The sequence below is a fragment of the Bradyrhizobium sp. 138 genome, assembly GCF_023074075.1.
Lineage (GTDB): Bacteria > Pseudomonadota > Alphaproteobacteria > Rhizobiales > Xanthobacteraceae > Bradyrhizobium.
The window spans coordinates 92853-112160 of sequence record NZ_JADPKT010000020.1 but is presented as its reverse complement, the minus strand read 5'-3'; the positions used below and the strand labels follow the sequence as shown (position 1 = coordinate 112160).

Below are 19308 nucleotides of genomic sequence, written 5' to 3'. Positions count from 1 at the left end.
AGGGATCAACTGCGACGGATCGATGGCAAACAGGGGCGCTAACCTACGGTTTCAACTCGATTTCAAGGAACACGATCTCGGTTGAGGTTTCGTTAAGTACGTCATGTTGGACACCGGCCTTGCGGAAATAGGATTTCCCTGCCGCAAGCTGCGCCTTGGAACGCTCGCCGCCGGGCGCAACGATGGTCATCTCCCCCGCGACGACGGGAACAATGACGTAGTCCATGCCGTGGGTGTGGTACCCGGTGGCACCGCCGGGCGGAAGGCGCCATTCCGTCACCCGGACCTCCTGATTGTCGACCTGAACCTCGGACTTGGCGGCAAGCATCGGAACTCCCCCTATCGCACTTCACGGCACGAAGACCATGAACACGTAGACTGCAAATACCACCATATGGACCAGTCCGAACAGGACATTGGTCCTGCCCGTGCCGAAGGTCAGCATGCTCAGGAAGAAGGTCAGGAGCAAAAGCACGCTGCCCTGAGCGTTGAGGCCGAGCTCGAGCTCCTTATCGAGCGCGTAGGTGGCAACGCCGACGGCCGGGATGGTCAGCCCGATGGTCGCCAGCGACGAGCCCAGCGCGAGATTGATGCTCTTCTGGAGGTCGTTCTTGCGGGCCGCCGAGACGGCCGCGAGGCCCTCGGGCATCAGGATCAGGAGCGCGACCAGAAGTCCGGTAAAGGCGGGCGGCGCGCCGATCTTGGCCGCGACGGCGTCGACCACCAGCGAGAATTTCTTGGCGAGCAGCACGACCGCCAGCAGCGCAACCAGCAGCAGCACGACGCTGAGCGCCAGCATCTTGCCCGACGGATGCGCTTCGCCACTCTCGCCCTCCACCCGTTCATGGACGAAGTAATCCTTGTGCAGGACCGTCTGGGTGTAGAGAAACACCCCGTACAGCGCGAGCGTGACCACGTCGACGAAACCGAGCTGAACTGCCGAATAGACCGGCCCGGGCGTGGTGGTGGTGTAGTTCGGCATGATCAGCGTGATGGTCGCGAGCGCGAACAGGACGCTGAGATAGACGTTGGCGCCGGAGAGCTGAAAACCCTGCTCGCGATAGCGCAGGCCGCCGATGAAGATGCAGAGCCCGACGAGGCCATTGCAGACGATCATGACCACGGCGAACACGGTGTCGCGCGCCAGCGCCGGGGCAGGCTTGTCGCCCAGCATGATCGTGGTGATCAGCGCCACCTCGATGATGGTCACCGAGAGCGTCAGCACCAGCGTGCCATAGGGTTCGCCGACCCGCTCCGCGATCACTTCGGCATGATGCACCGCGGCGAACACCGCGCCGAACAGGATGACCAGGAGGACGATGGCGAAGACAAGCCCGCTCGGCGAGAGCGTGAACACGTAGCCCGTCGCGCTGACGACTGCGAACAACAGCACGGCCAGCGCCGGAAAGATCCAGGCCGACCGGGGCATCGGATTATGCGCGCTCATCCACCGCTTCCATTTGCTTGAATGAGCAGTAGCAAATCAGGCGCGAGATTCAATGCCAGTGCAGGATCGGCGCCACCGGCAGCATCGTCAGCAACAGGAACAGCGGGATCAGCACGGCGCCCGCGCGCAGGAGATAGCCGAAAAAGCTCGGCATTTTGATGCCGTTCTCGCTGGCAATGCTGCTCACCATGAAGTTCGGCGCATTGCCGACATAAGTGAGCGCGCCCATGTAGACCGCCCCCATGGAGATCGAAGCGAGCGTGCCCGAGAGCTGATGCATCAGCACTTGCGGGTCGCCGCCGGCGAGCTCGAAGAACAACAGATAGGTCGGCGCATTGTCGAGGAACGCGGACATCAGGCCCGTGAACCAGAAATAAGCGACCTCGCGCGGCGCACCGTCCGGTCCCGTCACGGCCGAGAGCAGCCAGGCGAAGGCGCCGTGATGGCCGGCATTGAGCATGGCAATGACCGGGATGATGGCGACGAAAATGCCCGCGAACAGCTTTGCGACCTCGCGGATCGGCTCCCAGGTGAAGCCATTGGCCTGCCTGTGCTCGTCGGGCGTCAGCCACACCGACAGCGCGGCGATGGCCAGCAGCGCCAGATTGCGCACGACGTCCTCCAGTTCGAGCTTGGTGCCGAGAATGTCGAACGCAATGCCCGGCTTCCACATCGCCGACGCCAGCAGGCTCGCGACGATCGCCGCGATCAGCACGAGATTCACGAGGCCACGAATGCGCATCGGCTCCTGGCGGCCTTTGTCGTCGGGCTGCGGCTCGCTGCGGAAGTGCCAGACGTCGATGGCGGCGAAGATGGCGAGCAGCAGTCCGGCCACGATCGCGGTCTGAAACCAGATGGTCCGCGTGGTCCAGAAGAAGTCGACACCGTGCAGGAAGCCGACGAACAGCGGGGGATCGCCGAGCGGGCTCAGCGCGCCGCCGACATTGGCGACCAGGATGATGAAGAAGACGATGACATGAGCGTTGTGGCGCCGCGGCCGATTGGCCCGGATCAAGGGACGGATCAGGATCATCGCGGCGCCCGTGGTGCCGACGATACTCGCCCCCAATGTGCCGAGCGCAAGGATCCCCAAATTGCTCGCCGGCGTCGCCTTGATGTCGCCGGTGATCAGAATGCCGCCGGCCACGACATAGAGCGAGAACAGCAGCACGATGAAGCCGAGATATTCGGCGAGCATGGCATGAACGAGCGCCTTCAGCGTCGGCATGCCGCCGGCGAACACGACGAGCGCGGCGAGTGCCAGCAGCGCCCAGGCCGCAGTGATCTTGCCGTAATGATGGTGCCAGATCTTTGGAAACAGCAGCGGCCCCAGCGCGATCGACAGCAACAGGCCGGCAAACGGCAGCGCATAGGGCCAGCGCATCGCCGCGCCGTCGAGCCCGGTCGCTGCAAGCGCATTCTGCGGCAAAAGCGTCAAGCAGAAGACGGCGAGCGCGGAACCGTAACGTGCGGACAATCGGTCAACTGCCAATGAAATCTCTCGCCGTTTCGATCGCGCCATATTGATCGAGATTGTCGTGTCCGCCGCCCGCAAAGCGAACGAACTGCTTGGGTCCGTGAGCGAGCGCGAACAGACGCTCTCCGAACACGATGGAAATGACAAGATCATTGGTGCCATGCATGAACAGCAGCGGCACCGTGACGCGCGCGATTCGCTCGTCGGATCGAAACGGGTCGCGCATCAGAAGACGCACCGGCGCGTACCGGAATGAAAATGCGGCGATGTCCACCGCCGAGGTATAGGGCGCTTCCAGGATCAGCTTGCCGATCGGATGCTCGGATGCGAGCCCGACCGCCACGCCCGTCCCGAGCGAAAAGCCCCAGGCAACGATTCGTTCCGTCCCATAGCGCGCGCTAGTGAACGCGTAGGCGGCGGCCGCGTCGCGCAGCAGGCCCTGCTCGCTAGGCGCACCGCTCGAGCCGGCATAGCCGCGATAGGACAGCGCGACGAGGCCGGTACCGTCAGCGGTCATCGCCTTGAAGCGGCTGACGCAGCCGGCGAGAAAATCACCATTGCCGGGGAAGTACAGGATCACGGGACGGCCGGGTCTCGCCGGCACGTGCCAGGCGATGACCTTCTCGCCATCGGAGGTGGTCAGGACATGCTCTTCTGCCTCGGGCAAACCTGCGGCATCGGGTGCAGTGCGACCGACGGGCGGGATCGGAAACAGCATCTCGCGCTGCCGGACATAAAGCACGACGAGCCCGGCGAGATAGACAGTCACGAGCAGGATGACGGTCCATTTGGCGATGGTGATCATTGCGCGGCCGGCCCCGGTTTAAACTCAGGGCTTGCGACGGCTCCACAGCAATTTCATGACATCGGGCCGGAGGCTCGCCGGAACGTCGCGGCAGCCGCACGCCGCCTTGTGGGCGGCGTGCCATGCAACTCGCTGTGCGCGCGTCGCCTTGGGCGGCATGCGATGGGACCGGTACCACTCCTTGTTCAGGGCCACGGTCCGTTTCCTTCGCGCGGCTACATCGCCTTGACGATGTTCTCGGTGACCTTCTTGGCGTCGCCGAGCAGCATCATGGTGTTGTCGCGATAGAACAGCGGATTGTCGATGCCGGCATAGCCGGAGGCCAGCGAGCGCTTGATGAACATCACCGTGCCGGCCTTCCAGACCTGAAGCACGGGCATTCCGTAGATCGGCGAGGTCTTGTCCTCTTCGGCCGCCGGATTGGTGACGTCGTTGGCGCCGATCACGAAGGCGATGTCGGCCTGCGCGAATTCGGAGTTGATGTCCTCGAGCTCGAACACCTCGTCATAGGGCACGTTGGCTTCGGCGAGGAGCACGTTCATGTGGCCGGGCATGCGGCCGGCGACCGGGTGAATGGCGTATTTCACCTCGACGCCTTCCTTCTTGAGAATGTCGCCCATCTCGCGCAGCGCGTGCTGGGCCTGCGCCACCGCCATGCCGTAGCCGGGCACGATGATGACCTTCTGCGCATTCTTCATGATGAAGGCCGCATCATCCGCCGAGCCGAGCTTGGCCGGCTTCTGCTCGCCCGTACCACCGCCGGCAGCGGCGGTCTCACCGCCGAAGCCGCCGAGGATGACCGAGATGAAGGAGCGGTTCATCGCGTGGCACATGATGTAGGACAGGATCGCACCCGAAGAACCTACCAGCGCGCCGGTGATGATCAGCGCGGAATTGCCGAGCGTGAAGCCGATGCCAGCGGCGGCCCAGCCGGAGTAGGAGTTCAGCATCGAGATCACGACCGGCATGTCGGCGCCGCCGATCGGGATGATCATGAGCACGCCGAGCGCCAGCGCCAGGATGGTGATCATCCAGAAGTCGAACGCGCCGCCGGTGAGGACGAGGCGGACGACGAAGAACACCAGCGCCAATGCGAGCGCGATGTTGATGATGTGGCGGGCGGGCAGGATGATCGGCGCGCCGCTCATCCGCGCGGACAGCTTCAGGAACGCGATCACCGAGCCGGTGAAGGTCAGCGCGCCGATGGCGACGCCGAGCGACATCTCGACCAGGCTCTGCGTATGGATGTTGCCGGGAGTGCCGATGTCGAAGGCCTCGGGCGCGTAGAACGCGCCGGCGGCGACCAGCACCGCGGCCATGCCGACCAGCGAGTGGAAGGCGGCGACCAGTTCCGGCATCGAGGTCATCGGCACGCGGCGGGCGATCACCGCGCCGACGCCGCCGCCGATCGCGACCGCGAGGATGACCAACACCCAGGCTAGGCCATCGGCCGGCGGATGGCTCGCAAGGGTGGTGGCGACCGCGATCGCCATACCGATCATGCCGAACAGATTGCCCTGGCGTGACGATGCCGGGCTCGACAGCCCGCGCAGCGACAGGATGAACAGCACCCCCGCCACGAGATACAAGAATGCAGAGAGATTGGCGCTCATCTCAGGTCCCCATTGATCCCTTCAGCCCGAGGTGGCCGCTTACTTCGACTTCTTCTTGTACATCGCCAGCATGCGCTGGGTGACAAGGAAGCCGCCAAAGATGTTTACGCAGGCGAAGATGAGCGCGACGAAGCCGAAGCCCCGCGCCCAACCCGAGCCGCTCGAAACCATGCCGACGCCGACCGCGAGCAGCGCGCCGACCACGATCACCGAGGAGATCGCGTTGGTCACGCTCATCAGCGGCGTGTGCAGGGCCGGCGTCACCGACCACACCACGAAATAGCCGACGAAAACGGCGAGGACGAAAATCGACAGCCGGAAGATGAAGGGGTCGACGAGCTGTGCTGCATGCTCCATGGCGGCTCTCCTTAAACCTTCGGCTGGAAGTTCGGGTGGATCACGGCGCCGTCCTTGGTGAGCGCGGTGGCCTTGACGAGCTCGTCGTCCCAGTTCACGGCGAGCTTCTTCTCTTTCTTGTCGACCATGGTCTCGATGAAGGAGAACAAATTGCGCGCGTAGAGGCTGGAGGCCGAGGCCGCAACGCGGCCGGCGACGTTGGTGTAGCCGACGATCTTGATGCCATCGAGGTCGACGACCTCACCCGGCTTCGCACCTTCGACATTGCCGCCGCGCTCGACGGCGAGGTCGACCAGCACCGAGCCCGGCTTCATCGACTTGACCATCTCGGCACTGACCAGCTTCGGCGCCGGCCGGCCCGGAATCAGCGCGGTCGTGATCACGATGTCCTGCTTCTTGATGTGCTCGGCGGTGAGCGCGGCCTGCTTGGCCTGGTATTCCTTGGACATCTCCTTGGCGTAGCCGCCGGCGGTCTGCGCGTTCTTGAACTCTTCGTCCTCGACGGCGAGGAATTTTGCGCCGAGCGATTCCACCTGCTCTTTCGTCGCGGGCCGCACGTCGGTCGCGGTCACGACGGCCCCTAGGCGGCGCGCGGTCGCGATCGCCTGCAGGCCGGCGACGCCGACGCCCATCACGAACACTTTTGCGGCAGGCACGGTGCCGGCCGCCGTCATCATCATCGGAAAGGCGCGGCCGAAGGCCTCGGCGCCCTCGATCACGGCACGGTAGCCGGCAAGGTTGGCCTGCGAGGACAGCACGTCCATCACCTGCGCGCGTGTGATGCGCGGCATCAGCTCCATCGCGAAGGCGGAGACACCGGCATCGGCGATCGTCTTCAGCGCGGCCTCGTTGCCATAGGGATCCATGATGGCGATGACGAGCGCACCGCGCTTGTATTGCGACAGCTCGGACGCCTCGGGGCGCTTCACCTTGATGATGATGTCGGCGTCGTTCAGCGCGTCTGCGCTGACGGTGGCGCCCACGGCGGTGAATTCGGAATCCGGCAGGCCCGACTTGAGGCCGGCGCCCGGCTCGACGGCGATCTCGGCGCCCAACGCCTTAAACTTCTTCACCGTATCGGGCGAAGCGGCGACCCGCGGCTCCGACGGATCGATTTCCTTGGCAACGGCGATCTTCATAGGCCCTCCGGCGGCGCGGGACAGCGCGCGCAAACTTAAGCGTTACTTCCCGCGGCGTTCGATACCGGTTTTAGTACCGGCTTTGATGCAAATATTCTGGGCAGTTGCTGCCGCTGGCGTGTGCAGCAGCCGGATAGATCAAGTCAGGAAGATCGCCATCAGAATCACGATGAGCGCGACCGAGGCCGTGCCGTACTTCACCAGCTTGATGAAGCCCTCGTAGGTCTGCTCGTGCGCAACGTAGTCGTTGCCGTCGGCGGTGCTGTACGCCACTTCGCTATGATCAGCCATGGAATGTCCCCAGTCGAAAGTCGAATTCTTGGGCTGGGATACCGCAAACTTTCGGGCAGGGCAACGGCACGGAGGCGGGGTTTTCCCGCAAATCGGGTCATTTGGAATTCCGATTGTCCTGGATCCAGCGCGTAAGGCTCTGCTCGCTGACTTCGCCCGCGGCAAGGGAGAGAATGATGGTCGTCGCTTCCGCAGGATCGGGACTAAAGGCGACGCCGTTCTTGTGCAAAAAGACCATCAGCGCCATGAAGGCGATGCGCTTGTTACCATCGACGAATGCGTGGTTCTTCGCGAGACCGAAGGCGTAGGCCGCGGCGAGTTCATCCATCGAAGCCTGCTCGTAGCGCCATTTATTGATCGGGCGCTCCAGCGCAGATCGCAGCATGCCTTCATCGCGCAGCCCCGGCGCGCCACCAAAGCGGCGAAGCTGCCGGCTATGAATCGCGACAGCCTGCTCGTAGGTGATCCATAGCGGCTCTCGAGGCTCGCTCACCGCGTGACGCCACTATTTCGCGAGTGCGGCGAGCGTGTCGCGATACTTGTCCATGATCTCGTCGGCGATCTCCATCGTCCGCTCGAAATCCGGATCATAGGGCAGCAGCTGGAAACCACCGCCGGGCAGTTCGACGATATGCAATTGCTGCCCGCGCTTGAGATCGAGCCGCTGCATCAGCTCGCGCGGCAGCAACAGCCCATCCGAATTGCCGATCTTCTTGATCTCGATTTTCACGGCTTCACCACACGCTGAGACGTTATACATATGTATAACACCATCCCAATGCCCGTTCAACAAATGTTTTACACCCCGCCTTATGCCCCGCGGACGCGCGCAATCCCATCGAGCAGGATTTCAAGTCCGGTCTCGAACGTCGCCCCGAAATGCGCCGGCTGGAAGTAGGGTGCAGCGGCGGCAAGATGCTTGAAACTGGCGAGGATGGTCTCGTTCGAGACTGGCTCGGGCGACGACGGGCCTTGCGCGTAGCCCGCGGTCTCGTCCAGCGCCGCTCCCGTCAGGTAATAGCCGAGCACGCGAAAATAGATCGCCGCCTCGCGATCGGAAAAACCGGCCTCGCGCAGAATGCCGATGATGCCGTCGATATAGGCAACGCCGGCAAGCGTGTTGAGCCGGTGCACCGCGAAGAACGGGAAGAATGCCGGGTGCTTCCGCGCCATGGCGCGGAAGCCGTGGGCGGATCGGCGCAGGCGCTCGCGCCAGTCCCATTGCGGCTCCATCACGACCTGCGCCTCCGCAAGCATCAGGTCGACTAGCGCATCCATCAAATGCGCCTTGCTCGGGAAGTGATGATAGATGCTCATGGCCTCGCAGCCGAGTTCCTCGCCGAGCCGGCGCGTCGAGAATTTGACCAGTCCATCGCGATCGACCAGCGCCATGGCGACGGCCGCAATCCGCTCGCGGGACAGCCCCCCTTCGCGCACCGCCCGGCGCTTGCGCGGGGCAGACGAGGCTTTCCGGCCCGCTCTGGCTTTTCTGGTCATGACATCCGAATCGAAACCACTTGCAACCTTACACCGCAAGGCGCTATTGTGGAATCGACTTACACCGTAAGGCTGGAGCCGAAACGATGTCTGCGATCGATGTGTTCGGTCTTTTGGTGCCCCTCACCTATCTCGCGATGCTGGCCATCGAGCGCCTGATCCCGGCGCGGCAGTTCCCGGACATTCCTTATTGGCGGCTCAGAGGTTTCTGCTTCCTCACGGTTCAGGGCCTGCTGGCGACGCTGACCCCGTTGCTGATGCCGGAAACATGGCTGGAGCGGCACAGGCTGATGGACCTCACCGGCCTCGGCGTCGCCGGCGGTGCGATGCTCGGCTATGTCGTGCTGTCGCTGGTCAATTACGGCTGGCACCGCAGCGCGCACACATTTCCGCTGATGTGGCGACTATTCCATCAGATTCATCACAGCCCGCAACGCATGGACATGTCGGGCGCAGCGCTGTTCCATCCGCTGGAGACACTCGCATTCTTTGCGATCGCCTCCGTGGTGACGACGCTGGTGCTCGGGCTCGATCCGGTCGCAGCCGCTGCGACCGGCTACATCGCCGCCTTCTACGGCTATTTCCAGCATATGAACGTGCGCACGCCGCAATGGCTCGGCTTCATCATCCAGCGGCCGGAGGCACATTGCATCCATCACCAGCGCGATGTGCACGCCTTCAACTATGGCGATCTGCCGATCTGGGACATGCTGTTCGGCACCTTCCGCAATCCGGCAAGCTTCGAGGGTGCGGTCGGCTTCGACACGCCGGCGACCAACCGGTTCGGTGCGATGCTCGGCTTCGTCGACGTGAATGAACCTGCGGCCGGGCAGAACAGCCTCGGCCGCGGCCCCAACGCGACCGGCTAAAGCGCCGCCTCAGCCCATCGCCTCCAGCTCATCGATCATCCCGGCAATGACCGAGAGACCGCCGTCCCAGAATTTAGGATCCTTGGCATCCAATCCAAACGGCCGCAGCAGCTCGGAATAGTGCTTGGTGCCGCCGGCCGCGAGCATGTCGAGATAGCGCTCGGCAAAACCCTCGGCCGCGTTCTCGTAGACCGCATAGAGCGAGTTCACGAGGCAGTCGCCGAAGGCGTAGGCGTAGACGTAGAACGGCGAGTGGATGAAGTGCGGGATATACATCCAGTAATTCTCGTAGCCCGCCTTGATCTCGATCGCGGGCCCCAGGCTCTCGCCCTGCACCGACAGCCAGATCTCGCCGAGCCGCGTCGCGGTGAGCTCGCCGTTCTTGCGCTCGGTATGGACGGCGCGCTCGAACGAATAGAACGCGATCTGCCGCACCACGGTGTTGATCATGTCCTCGACCTTGCCGGCCAGCAGCGCCTGGCGCTGCTTGGCGCTCTTGGTCTGCGCCAGCAGCCGCCGGAAGGTCAGCATCTCGCCGAACACGCTCGCGGTCTCCGCCAGCGTCAGCGGCGTCGGCGCCATCAGCGCGCCATTCTTCGCCGCCAGCACCTGATGCACGCCATGGCCGAGCTCGTGCGCGAGCGTCATCACGTCGCGCGGCTTGCCCTGGTAGTTCATCAGCACGTAAGGATGCGCTGACGGCGTGGTCGGATGCGAGAACGCGCCCGGTACCTTGCCAGGCCGCACCGGCGCGTCGATCCAGCGATCGGTGAAGAATCGCTCGGCGATATCGGCCATTTCGGCCGAGAAGCCACGATAGGCGGTCAGCACCATGTTGCGTGCATCGGGCCAGCCGATGACGTCGGTCGCGGCAAAGGGCAGCGGCGCGTTGCGGTCCCAATAGGCCAGCCGCTTCTTGCCGAACCACTTCGCCTTCAGCGCGTAATAGCGATGCGACAATTTTGGATAGGCGGCGCGCACGGAAGCGACCAGCGCATCCACCACCTCGCGCTCGACGCGGTTGTTCAGATGCCGGGAATCCGCGACATCCTTGAAGCCGCGCCAGCGGTCGGAGATGTCCTTGTCCTTGGCGAGCGTATTGGTGATCAGCGCAAAGGTGCGCTCATTGGCCTTGAAGGTCTTGGCGAGCGCCTCCGCCGCGCTCTTGCGCTTTGAGCCGTCGCGGTCCTGCAACAGGTTGAGCGTCGGCTCGATCGCCAGCTCCTTGGACCCCACCTTGAAGCGCAGGCTGGAGATGGTCTGGTCGAACAGCCGGTTGAAGGCGGAATAGCCGGTCTGCGCCTTCTCCAGGAAAAGCTGCTCGAGCTTGTCGTCGAGTTGATACGGCTTCTCCTTGCGCAGATCCTCGATCCAGGGACGGTAATGCGCGAGCTCGGGGGCTTGCATCGCGCGGTTCAAAATATCGTCATCAACGCGATTGAGCTCGAGCGCGAAGAACAGAAGATGCGTCGACGCGGCCGTCAGCCGCTCGGAGACATCGCCGTAAAACTTTGAAATCTTGGGGTCCACGCTGTCACCGGCATGGACGAGACCGCCATAGGAGCCGAGGCGGCCGGCGAGATCATCGATCGCCTCATAGCGTCGCACGGCCTCCGCGAGCCATTTTCCGCCATCTTCGTTTGCTGTCCCTGTCTCCAGCTTGCCCTTGTAGTCGGTCTCGAACGCGACACAGTCGGCATCCATCTTTTCGAGATCGCGCGCGACTTCCGGCGCATCGATCCCGGAATAGAGATCGGCCAGGTTCCACTCCGGAAGCTTGCCGGTCTTGCTCGCAGGCTTTGCGGAGGGTTTTGCCTTGGCGGCAGATTTTTTGGCGGCGGATTTTTTAAGGGCAGGCTTGCGGAGAGCGTTCTTGGAGCGCGAATTCATTGTGTGGGAAACCTGTGTTCAACAATCGCGGCGGCGGGCTGGGGCATCAAGGTTTAAGAGTGCGTTAATCGGCTTCGGCCAGAGTGCCCCGATTCGAGACAGATAGTAGTAGCGTGCGGGGAACACCATGGCTGCCAGTATTTTGATCGCCGACGACGACGCCGTAGCTCGCCGGCTGGTCGAGAACATGGTGCAGAAATGCGGCTATGAGACGGTCGTCGTGGATTCCGGCGACGCCGCGATCGCCGCCCTCACCGCCCCCGACGCAGCGCCGATCGATGCCGTCATCCTCGATCTCGTGATGCCCGGCCTCGACGGTATGGGTGTGCTGGCGAAGATCCGTGAAGCCGGCCTCAGCGTCCCCGTCATCGTGCAGACCGCCCATGGCGGCATCGACAACGTGATCTCGGCGATGCGCGCCGGTGCAGCCGATTTCGTCGTCAAGCCGGTCGGCGTGGAGCGCCTCCAGGTTTCCTTGCGCAATGCGCTCAACGCCTCCGCGCTCAAGGGCGAATTGCAGCGCATCCGGCACAGCCGCGAGGGCCGGCTGACCTTCTCCGACATCATCACCCGCTCCGAAGCGATGGCAGGCGTGATGCGCGCCGCGCAGAAGGCGGCGAACTCCGCGATTCCCGTTCTGATCGAAGGCGAGTCCGGCGTCGGCAAGGAGCTGTTCGCGCGCGCCATCCATGGCAGCGGCGAGCGCAAGGCAAAGCCCTTCGTCGCCGTCAATTGCGGCGCGATCCCCGACAACCTCGTCGAGTCCATTCTCTTCGGCCACGAAAAGGGTGCTTTCACCGGTGCCACCGAGCGGCACATGGGCAAGTTCGTCGAAGCCCATGGCGGCACGCTGTTTCTGGACGAGGTCAGCGAGCTGCCGCTGACCGCGCAGGTCAAGCTGCTGCGGGCGCTCCAGGAAGGCGCAGTCGAGGCCGTCGGCGGCCGCAAGCCCGTCAAGGTCGACGTCCGCATCGTCTCGGCGACCAATCGCCGGCTGCTGGAGCGGGTGAAACAGGGACATTTCCGGGAAGACCTGTTCTATCGCCTGCACGTGCTGCCGCTGACGATCCCCTCGCTCAGGGCCCGGCGCGAGGACATCCCGCATCTGCTCCGGCATTTCCTGGCGCGCTTTGCCGCCGAGGAGAATCGCCAGATCACCGGCATCAGTGGCGAGGCCATGGCGCATCTCGCCCAGCTCGACTGGCCCGGCAACATCCGCCAGCTTGAAAACGCGGTCTACCGCGCGGTGGTGATGAGCGAGGGCGACCAGCTCGGCGTCAGTGATTTTCCTCTGCTCGCCTCGCAGCCGCATCCCGTCACGGAGATTCCGACCGCGCCGCTGATGCTCGAGCCGGCGGCGACCCCTTCGGTGGTATCAGGTAATGAAATACCCATCGCACCGCTCCCCGCCGCGGGAACTCTCGCCATGCTGACCCCGACCGGCGATGTCCGCGCCCTCGAGGACATGGAGAGCGAGATCATCCGATTCGCGATCTCGCATTATCGCGGCCAGATGTCCGAGGTGGCCCGCCGCCTCAAAATCGGCCGGTCCACCCTCTACCGCAAACTCGACGAGGCCGGGGTTCCCGGACATGGCGGGAAAAGCGGCGAGGAGACGCACTGAACCTCATGCGAACCGAGGTTCGCGTGACGATGCGAGACCGGCTGTAAGCCGTTCCCATGACGAAGGAATTCGACTGCGTCTTGAACCGTGACTTGGAAGTGACAGACACAGGGAAAAGCGCGGGGGGCAAGCGCACAATCCGTTGCCAAGAGGCTCCCTTGAAGTCAGTTTGGCGTGAGTTGTCCCGGTTGGCGCTGGCTGCAAAACCGGGGCCTGTATATCGTCTGCGTATCGTTGCGTGCAGGCGTGCAACTTTCGAGAGGCCGGCGCGATTTAGCCGAAGCTCATAGGCGATAACGAAGCTGTTCCACGAGGGGCAGTTCACCCGAGGGGTGCGACACAATGCGTGACTGTTTGAACCACCGTGCGGGCTTTGACCGTGTCTTGATGACGGTCGCGGCAACCTTCCTCACGGTGTCGGCCAGCTCAGCCCTGGCGCAGGATCAGGCGCGCAGCAGCGCTGCCGAACTCGCGATCGAAGCCGCGATCCCGCGTCCCGAGCCTGCCAACGTCCCGCCGCCGACCGCATCCGACATCAAGCTCGACACCACCGCGACGCTTCAGGATTCCACCAAGGAAACTGCGAAGGATCCGGTGAAGGCAGAAGCTGCGCCAGCACCGGCCGCCGACAAGGTCGAGACGAAGCCGGCCGACGTCGCCACCACGCCCGCGCCCGAGGCGCCGAAGAGCGAGACCGCGAAAACCGAGCCCACCAAATCTGAACCTGCAAAGGCCGACACCGCGACGGCAACGCCGGCTGCGCCTGCGGCACCCGCTGCGGCGCCTGCCGCCGAGCCGGTGAAGGCCGCGAGCAACGTTCCCGCCGCCGACCAGCCGGTCGCCGACAAGCTCAAGGACATCATCGGCGCCAAGACGTCGCGCTATTTCGACCGCAAGACCGAGCGCGCCGCGATCGAGAAGTTTTATGGCGCACGCGACTTCGCGCCGGTCTGGACGCAGGGCGGCAGCCTGACCGCTGCGGCCAAGGGCGTCATCGCGCGGCTGAAGGACGCGGCCTCCGACGGTCTCAACCCCGCCGACTATGCGGTGCCGGATTTCGCCAGCGCCACCACGCCCGATGCGCTCGCCGATGCCGAGCTGAAGCTCACCGCCAGCATGTTCGATTATGCGCGCCAGGCCCAGAGCGGCCGCATGCATTGGTCGCAGGTCAGCGGCGACATCCTCTATCCCGAGCATCCGGTCGACCCGAACGAGGTGCTCGCCAAGGTCACGACCGCGACGGACGCCTCCGCTGCGCTCGACAGCTACAACCCGCCGCACAAGCTCTACAAGGAGCTGAAGGCGAAGCTCGCGGAGCTTCGCGGCCTGGGCAACGGACCGGTGATCGAGATCGCCGACGGTCCGGCGCTGAAATACACCCCGGCCGGCAAGAAGCAGGCTGAGATCGTCGTGGAAGATCCGCGCGTGCCGCAGCTGCGCGCCAAGCTCGGCCTCGCCGAAAACGCGAATGACACCCGCTATGACGCGGCGGTCGCCGACGCCGTGCGCAAATTCCAGAGCAGCGCCGAGCTGAAGGCGACCGGCATCCTCGACGACAAGACGGTCAAGGCGCTCAACACCCCGAAGCGCGACAAGCAGATCGACGTGGTGCTGGTCAACATGGAGCGCTGGCGCTGGCTGCCGCGCGACCTCGGCGCGCCCGCACTGGGCGATGCCTATGTCATCCTCAACATTCCCGACTACACGCTGAAGGTGATGCAGCGCGGCCAGCAGGTCTGGACCACCCGCGTCGTCACCGGCAAGCCCGGCACGCATGCGACCCCGCTGCTGACGGAGACGATGAAGTACATCACGGTCAACCCGACCTGGAACGTGCCGCCGTCGATCGTCTACAACGAGTACCTGCCGGCGCTGCAGCAGGACCCGACCGTGCTCCAGCGCATGGGCCTCAAGCTCGAACAGAACCGCGACGGCTCGGTGCACATCTCACAGCCGCCCGGTGAAGCCAACGCGCTCGGCCGCATCCGCTTCAACTTCCCGAACAAGTTCCTGGTCTATCAGCACGACACGCCGGACAAGAACCTGTTCGCAAGGGACGACCGCGCCTTCAGCCATGGCTGCATGCGCGTCCAGAATCCCGATCAGTACGCCTCGGTGCTGCTCAACATCACCATGCCGAACGAGAAATACACGCCCGAGCGCGTGCGCAGCATGTACGGCAAGAGCGAGATCGATTTGAAATTCCCGACGCCGGTCCCGGTCAACATCACCTATCAGACCGCGTTCGTGGATGACGCCGGTAAGCTGCAATTCCGCAAGGACGTCTATGGCCGCGACGCGACCATGATCAACATTCTGAAGAACAACCGCGGCAAGGACCTCGAGGCCGTCGTGGCCCACTCGCAGCCGAGCTATTCGCGCCCGGCGACCACCCTGCCCTCGGGCGTGGCGGTGGCCAACAACGGCGGTGGCTTCGGCTCGTCCGGCCCGAACTTCTTCGAGCGGCTGTTCGGAGGCGGAGCCCCGACCCCGCCGCCGGCTCCGGTCGGTCGCCGGCCCCAGCAGCAGCAGCGGGTGTTCACCCGCTAAGCCCGGCTCGGGGGAAATTCTGCAACGAAATCAGCGGTCCCGTCCCATGGATGGGGCCGCTTAACGTTAACCATTGTCGACCTGGGCCCGGGCCGCGGGCGTTTTTTTGCCACAGTCAACCGGTTAGGATTGTATTCTGACTTGGTTTGGGGGCGGGAAGGTCAACCTCGAATTAACCTTCTCGCTTTAAGAAAGCGTTCATCCTCTTTCGCGCGCTAACGGGGTTGGCGGGAGAGTCCATTTTGAACGCTCGTCGACTGGGTGGGCTCATACGTGCTGACTGGTCTCGCACGCCAATTCGCTGTGCTGTCGTTGTCCCATGCGGGAGTGAAGGCCGGTTACCGGATCGGCCTCGCTGCCGTATTGCTGCTTGCTGCCGCAGGTTCGGTTCATAACGCCGCCGCGCTGAACGAAACCAAGACGCTCTCCTTCCACCACACCCATTCCGGCGAAGACCTCACCGTCACCTTCAAGCGCGACGGCCGCTACGACGAGGCGGCGCTGAAGCAGCTCAACCACTTCCTGCGCGACTGGCGCACCCAGGACGAGACGGTCATGGACCGTCGCCTGTTCGACATCCTCTGGGAAGTCTACCGCGACGTCGACGCCAAACAGCCGATCCAGATCATCTCCTCCTACCGTTCCCCTGCCACCAACGCCATGCTTCGCCGCCGCTCCTCCGGTGTGGCGCGCGCCAGCCAGCACATGCTGGGCCATGCGATGGACTTCTACATTCCCGGCGTGCCGCTGGAGCAGATCCGCTTCGCCGGCCTGCGCCTTCAGCGCGGCGGCGTCGGCTTCTATCCGACCTCAGGCTCGCCCTTCGTGCATCTGGACACCGGCAGCGTCCGGCACTGGCCGCGCATGACTCATGACCAGCTCGCCCGCGTCTTCCCGGATGGAAAGACGGTGCATCTGCCGACCGACGGCGTGCCGCTGAAGAACTATGAGCTCGCCAAGGCCGAGATCGAGCGACGTGGCAGCGGCGAGGAGTCCAGCAGCAAGCCGAATTTCTTTGCCGCCCTGTTCAAGGGCAAGTCGGCAGCTCCGGCCGCCAGCGACGAGGATGACGAGGGCGCACCTGCGCCGGCCGCAAAGCCGGCGGCCCCGACCGTCGTCGCAGCCGCCGCCAAGCCCGCCGAACCGGTGCCGACGCCGCGCGCCAAGCCGCAAATCGCCGCCACGATCCAGCTCGCCTCGGCCGATGCGCAGCTCGTTGCGCCGCCCAAGCCGAAGCCCGCGCCGGTGGCTGACAAGCCGGCGGCCGGCAAATCGGTCGACGGCAAGCTGGAGACCCCGGCCGACATCATCAATGCCCGTGGCTTCTGGGATGACGTCCCGGCCGCGCCGCAGCAGGCAACGCCGGCCCAGGTCGCCGCATTGAAGGCGCGGCAGGCGCTCGCCGCCGCCACCGACCCGCAGCCAACCGCAAGCGTGTCCAACGCAGCCTTCCGGGCCTTGGCTTACGCGCCGGCTGCCTCTCCGGTCGACCGCGCCAACGTCGTCGCCGCCTCGGCACCGATCCCGCGCACGCCCCGCCCCGCCGCGTCGCGCAGCATGGCTCAAGCGAGCGAGATCAACACGGTGGTCGGCAAGAGCACCGACGGCATGGTCGCAACCGCGACCCGCCTCTCCGCCGCAAAGAGTGAGAGCATCTGGCTCAAGATCGTGATGCTGTCCCCGAGCGCCAGCCGTGCGATGTCGGTCACGCTGATGGGCGAGCTCGACACGGCCGCGCTACGCGCCTATTTCGTCAAGCCACGGGCCGTGATCGCGATGGGTTTTGTCGACGATCCGATGCAGGGCCTGTCCTGCGAGACTTTCTCCGGCAGCGCCACCGCAAAGCTCCAGACGACGTCGTTCGTCGTGCGGACGGCCGCGCTGCGCTGAAAGCTGCAGCCCGGCAAGGCTTTCCCCCTGCCTCCGTTCCTCGCCGCATCGATCATGCCGGCAGGCCAGCCTTGACGAGGCCGGATTCGTGACGCTCGCGGTCGATCTCACGCTTGTAGTGCAGCGTTGCAAGATAGGCTGCCACCGAGAATCCCGGTTCGCGCTTCAGGACCTCAGCGGCGTGAGCGCCAGCGGCGACGGCATTGTTCATCTGCGCGAATATCGCGGCAAGGAAGGCGTGATGGGTATAGTCGGGCCGCGTTATCCTTGAAAACGCCTCGGCGGCCTCGGCGTATTTCTCCGCGCAATAATATGCGCGACCGAGATGGCTCCAGAATCGCTCGGGATGATGGGGGTTGAGACGCATCGCTTTCCTGATCCAGTCGATGCCCTCCTCAGGCAAGCCCAGCCAGGTCAGCAGCTCTCCCTGCTGCACGACGACGAGATCGTAGTTCGGATTGAGAGCCAGCGCACGCTCCTGATGATAGGTTGCTTTTTCATAGTCGTGGCGCGTGAGATTGAGCGCGGCGAGAATCCGGTGCACGTCCGCATCGTTGTCGTCGAGCGCCAAGGCGATCTCGAGTTCAGCGGCCACCTGCTCAAAGGTCGCGTCGCGGTCGGCGCACCAGCCATAAATCCAGCACTGGCCGAGCACACACGCCTTCCAGGCGTGAGCGTGGGCGTAATTCGGATCCATCACCAGCGCCCGGTTGAGCAGTATCTGGGCCTGCGCATTGTCCTCGCGCGCTGAACGGTGGTGCAGGAGTTTCGCAGCCAGCACGCATTCGTAGGCCCGCATGTTCTCGGTCGGCTTGCGCTTGGTGCGGTCATGCGCTGCCGCTTCGACCCGACCCGGCAACGTCGCGACGATTGCGCGGGTCATCTCGTCCTGGATGGCGAAAATATCCTGGAGCTCGCGATCGTAACGTTCGGCCCAGATATGACGGTCGGTTTCCGCGTCGATCAGCTGCACCGTGACGCGGACACGCCCCCCGGCTTTACGCACGCTGCCCTCGATGACGTAGTCCACGCCGAACTCGCGGCCGATGTCCTGCACCTTTACGGCCTTGCCCTTGTAGACGAAGGTCGAGTTTCGGGAGATGACGAGCAAATCGTGGAAGCGCGAGAGCTCGGTGATGATGTCTTCCGTGAGACCGTCGGCGAAGAACTCCTGTTCCGGATCGCCGCTCATGTTGGCGAACGGCAGCACGGCGATGGACGGCTTCTTCGAGACCACCGGTGACGTAACAGCCCTTGTCGCGTCGGGCAGGCTCGCAGGTCCCTCCGCCAGTCGGATGCGGAAGACGCGGATCGGGCGGGCGATGTTCTTGACGTTCTGCTCGCCGAGATCGTCGAATTGAACCCCGTCCAGCCGGTCGCCAACCTGATCGCGCACCGCGCCTGAAACGCAGATCCCTCCAGGCTCGGCGAGCGCCTCCAGTCGCGCCGCGATGTTGACGCCGTCACCGAAAATGTCGTTTTGATCGACGATGACATCGCCGAGATTGATGCCGATGCGGAATTGTATCCATCGCGGCGGCGGGACGTCAGCATTGCGCCGCGCCATACGACGCTGAACCTCGGCGGCACATAACACGGCATCGACGACGCTGTGGAATTCGGCAAGCATGCCGTCACCGGTCGTCTTGATGATGACGCCGCGATTTTTGGCAATGGCCGGATCAATGAGCTCGACGCGATGGGTCTTGAGGCGCGCAAGGGTACCCGCCTCGTCGACCTCCATGAGACGGCTAAAGCCGACCATGTCGGCGGCGAGGACCGCGGCGAGCCTGCGCTCTGGTCCAGGCACATCCATCGCTCGGTCCCTTCACCGAGCACTCTAGCAGATGAAGGGATTT

Annotated in this window: 17 protein-coding genes; 4 read left to right on the top strand and 13 right to left on the bottom strand. The window is 64.2% G+C overall.

Features of this window, described 5'->3' with window-relative positions:
- Positions 1–43: 43 nt before the first annotated feature.
- The 11 genes from IVA79_RS11075 to IVA79_RS11025 all read right to left on the bottom strand — a co-directional run bounded on the left by IVA79_RS11075 (position 44) and on the right by IVA79_RS11025 (position 8626).
- The gene (locus IVA79_RS11075; protein ID WP_247552754.1) at positions 44–328 is read right to left on the bottom strand and encodes a cupin domain-containing protein; all 285 of its coding nucleotides are present in this window, start codon (positions 326–328) and stop codon (positions 44–46) included.
- Between the two features lie 21 nt (positions 329–349).
- Positions 350–1447: an ionic transporter y4hA gene (locus IVA79_RS11070; RefSeq protein WP_247552752.1), complete on the bottom strand. Its 1098-nt coding sequence runs from the start codon at positions 1445–1447 to the stop codon at positions 350–352.
- Positions 1448–1496: 49 nt separating this feature from the next.
- Complete coding sequence (locus IVA79_RS11065; RefSeq protein ID WP_247553011.1) at positions 1497–2975, bottom strand: sodium:proton antiporter; 1479 nt, start codon at positions 2973–2975, stop codon at positions 1497–1499.
- Positions 2929–3726: an alpha/beta hydrolase gene (locus IVA79_RS11060; RefSeq protein ID WP_247553008.1), complete on the bottom strand. Its 798-nt coding sequence runs from the start codon at positions 3724–3726 to the stop codon at positions 2929–2931. Before IVA79_RS11060 ends, IVA79_RS11065 begins: the two co-directional genes overlap by 47 nt.
- Before the next feature lie 218 nt (positions 3727–3944).
- On the bottom strand, positions 3945–5342 hold the full coding sequence (locus IVA79_RS11055; protein ID WP_247552750.1) for an NAD(P)(+) transhydrogenase (Re/Si-specific) subunit beta: 1398 nt from the start codon (positions 5340–5342) through the stop codon (positions 3945–3947).
- A gap of 39 nt (positions 5343–5381) precedes the next feature.
- On the bottom strand, positions 5382–5699 hold the full coding sequence (locus IVA79_RS11050; RefSeq protein ID WP_008546224.1) for a proton-translocating transhydrogenase family protein: 318 nt from the start codon (positions 5697–5699) through the stop codon (positions 5382–5384).
- A gap of 11 nt (positions 5700–5710) precedes the next feature.
- Positions 5711–6838 (bottom strand): Re/Si-specific NAD(P)(+) transhydrogenase subunit alpha, encoded by a 1128-nt coding sequence (locus IVA79_RS11045; protein WP_247552748.1) that lies wholly within the window; start codon positions 6836–6838, stop codon positions 5711–5713.
- A 138-nt stretch (positions 6839–6976) separates the two neighbouring features.
- Positions 6977–7129, bottom strand: a complete 153-nt coding sequence (locus IVA79_RS11040) for an aa3-type cytochrome c oxidase subunit IV (protein WP_018317799.1) — start codon at positions 7127–7129, stop codon at positions 6977–6979.
- 97 nt (positions 7130–7226) lie between these two features.
- Complete coding sequence (locus IVA79_RS11035) at positions 7227–7622, bottom strand: type II toxin-antitoxin system death-on-curing family toxin (protein WP_247552745.1); 396 nt, start codon at positions 7620–7622, stop codon at positions 7227–7229.
- A 12-nt stretch (positions 7623–7634) separates the two neighbouring features.
- Positions 7635–7859 carry an AbrB family transcriptional regulator gene (locus tag IVA79_RS11030; RefSeq protein ID WP_027532460.1) on the bottom strand — a complete coding sequence of 75 codons (225 nt, stop codon included), beginning with the start codon at positions 7857–7859 and terminating at the stop codon, positions 7635–7637.
- 80 nt (positions 7860–7939) lie between these two features.
- A complete protein-coding gene (locus IVA79_RS11025; protein WP_247552743.1) occupies positions 7940–8626 on the bottom strand; it encodes a TetR/AcrR family transcriptional regulator C-terminal domain-containing protein in 687 nt (228 codons plus the stop codon).
- An 86-nt stretch (positions 8627–8712) separates the two neighbouring features.
- Here IVA79_RS11025 and IVA79_RS11020 point away from each other — a divergent pair, with 86 nt between their 5' ends.
- Positions 8713–9495 (top strand): sterol desaturase family protein, encoded by a 783-nt coding sequence (locus IVA79_RS11020; protein ID WP_247552741.1) that lies wholly within the window; start codon positions 8713–8715, stop codon positions 9493–9495.
- 9 nt (positions 9496–9504) lie between these two features.
- Here the strand turns inward: IVA79_RS11020 and IVA79_RS11015 are convergent, their stop codons facing one another.
- A complete protein-coding gene (locus IVA79_RS11015; protein ID WP_247552739.1) occupies positions 9505–11385 on the bottom strand; it encodes a M3 family oligoendopeptidase in 1881 nt (626 codons plus the stop codon).
- Between the two features lie 127 nt (positions 11386–11512).
- Here IVA79_RS11015 and IVA79_RS11010 point away from each other — a divergent pair, with 127 nt between their 5' ends.
- From IVA79_RS11010 to IVA79_RS11000, 3 genes are all read left to right on the top strand, one after another.
- On the top strand, positions 11513–13009 hold the full coding sequence (locus tag IVA79_RS11010; RefSeq protein ID WP_247552737.1) for a sigma-54 dependent transcriptional regulator: 1497 nt from the start codon (positions 11513–11515) through the stop codon (positions 13007–13009).
- 342 nt (positions 13010–13351) lie between these two features.
- On the top strand, positions 13352–15559 hold the full coding sequence (locus IVA79_RS11005; protein WP_247552735.1) for a L,D-transpeptidase family protein: 2208 nt from the start codon (positions 13352–13354) through the stop codon (positions 15557–15559).
- A 273-nt stretch (positions 15560–15832) separates the two neighbouring features.
- A complete protein-coding gene (locus IVA79_RS11000; protein ID WP_247552733.1) occupies positions 15833–17449 on the top strand; it encodes a DUF882 domain-containing protein in 1617 nt (538 codons plus the stop codon).
- Between the two features lie 52 nt (positions 17450–17501).
- Here IVA79_RS11000 and IVA79_RS10995 read toward each other — a convergent pair whose 3' ends face one another.
- The gene (locus IVA79_RS10995; protein WP_247552731.1) at positions 17502–19265 is read right to left on the bottom strand and encodes an adenylate/guanylate cyclase domain-containing protein; all 1764 of its coding nucleotides are present in this window, start codon (positions 19263–19265) and stop codon (positions 17502–17504) included.
- Positions 19266–19308 lie beyond the last annotated feature (43 nt).

Excerpts from the sequence above, each read along its gene's own strand:
- IVA79_RS11075 (WP_247552754.1), bottom strand. The coding sequence starts at position 328 with ATGCTTGCCGCCAAGTCCGAGGTTCAGGTCGACAATCAGGAGGTCCGG.
- IVA79_RS11070 (WP_247552752.1), bottom strand. The coding sequence starts at position 1,447 with ATGAGCGCGCATAATCCGATGCCCCGGTCGGCCTGGATCTTTCCGGCG.
- IVA79_RS11055 (WP_247552750.1), bottom strand. The coding sequence starts at position 5,342 with ATGAGCGCCAATCTCTCTGCATTCTTGTATCTCGTGGCGGGGGTGCTG.
- IVA79_RS11050 (WP_008546224.1), bottom strand. The coding sequence starts at position 5,699 with ATGGAGCATGCAGCACAGCTCGTCGACCCCTTCATCTTCCGGCTGTCG.
- IVA79_RS11045 (WP_247552748.1), bottom strand. The coding sequence starts at position 6,838 with ATGAAGATCGCCGTTGCCAAGGAAATCGATCCGTCGGAGCCGCGGGTC.
- IVA79_RS11040 (WP_018317799.1), bottom strand. The coding sequence starts at position 7,129 with ATGGCTGATCATAGCGAAGTGGCGTACAGCACCGCCGACGGCAACGAC.
- IVA79_RS11025 (WP_247552743.1), bottom strand. The coding sequence starts at position 8,626 with ATGACCAGAAAAGCCAGAGCGGGCCGGAAAGCCTCGTCTGCCCCGCGC.
- IVA79_RS11020 (WP_247552741.1), top strand. The coding sequence starts at position 8,713 with ATGTCTGCGATCGATGTGTTCGGTCTTTTGGTGCCCCTCACCTATCTC.
- IVA79_RS11015 (WP_247552739.1), bottom strand. The coding sequence starts at position 11,385 with ATGAATTCGCGCTCCAAGAACGCTCTCCGCAAGCCTGCCCTTAAAAAA.
- IVA79_RS11010 (WP_247552737.1), top strand. The coding sequence starts at position 11,513 with ATGGCTGCCAGTATTTTGATCGCCGACGACGACGCCGTAGCTCGCCGG.
- IVA79_RS11005 (WP_247552735.1), top strand. The coding sequence starts at position 13,352 with ATGCGTGACTGTTTGAACCACCGTGCGGGCTTTGACCGTGTCTTGATG.
- IVA79_RS10995 (WP_247552731.1), bottom strand. The coding sequence starts at position 19,265 with ATGGATGTGCCTGGACCAGAGCGCAGGCTCGCCGCGGTCCTCGCCGCC.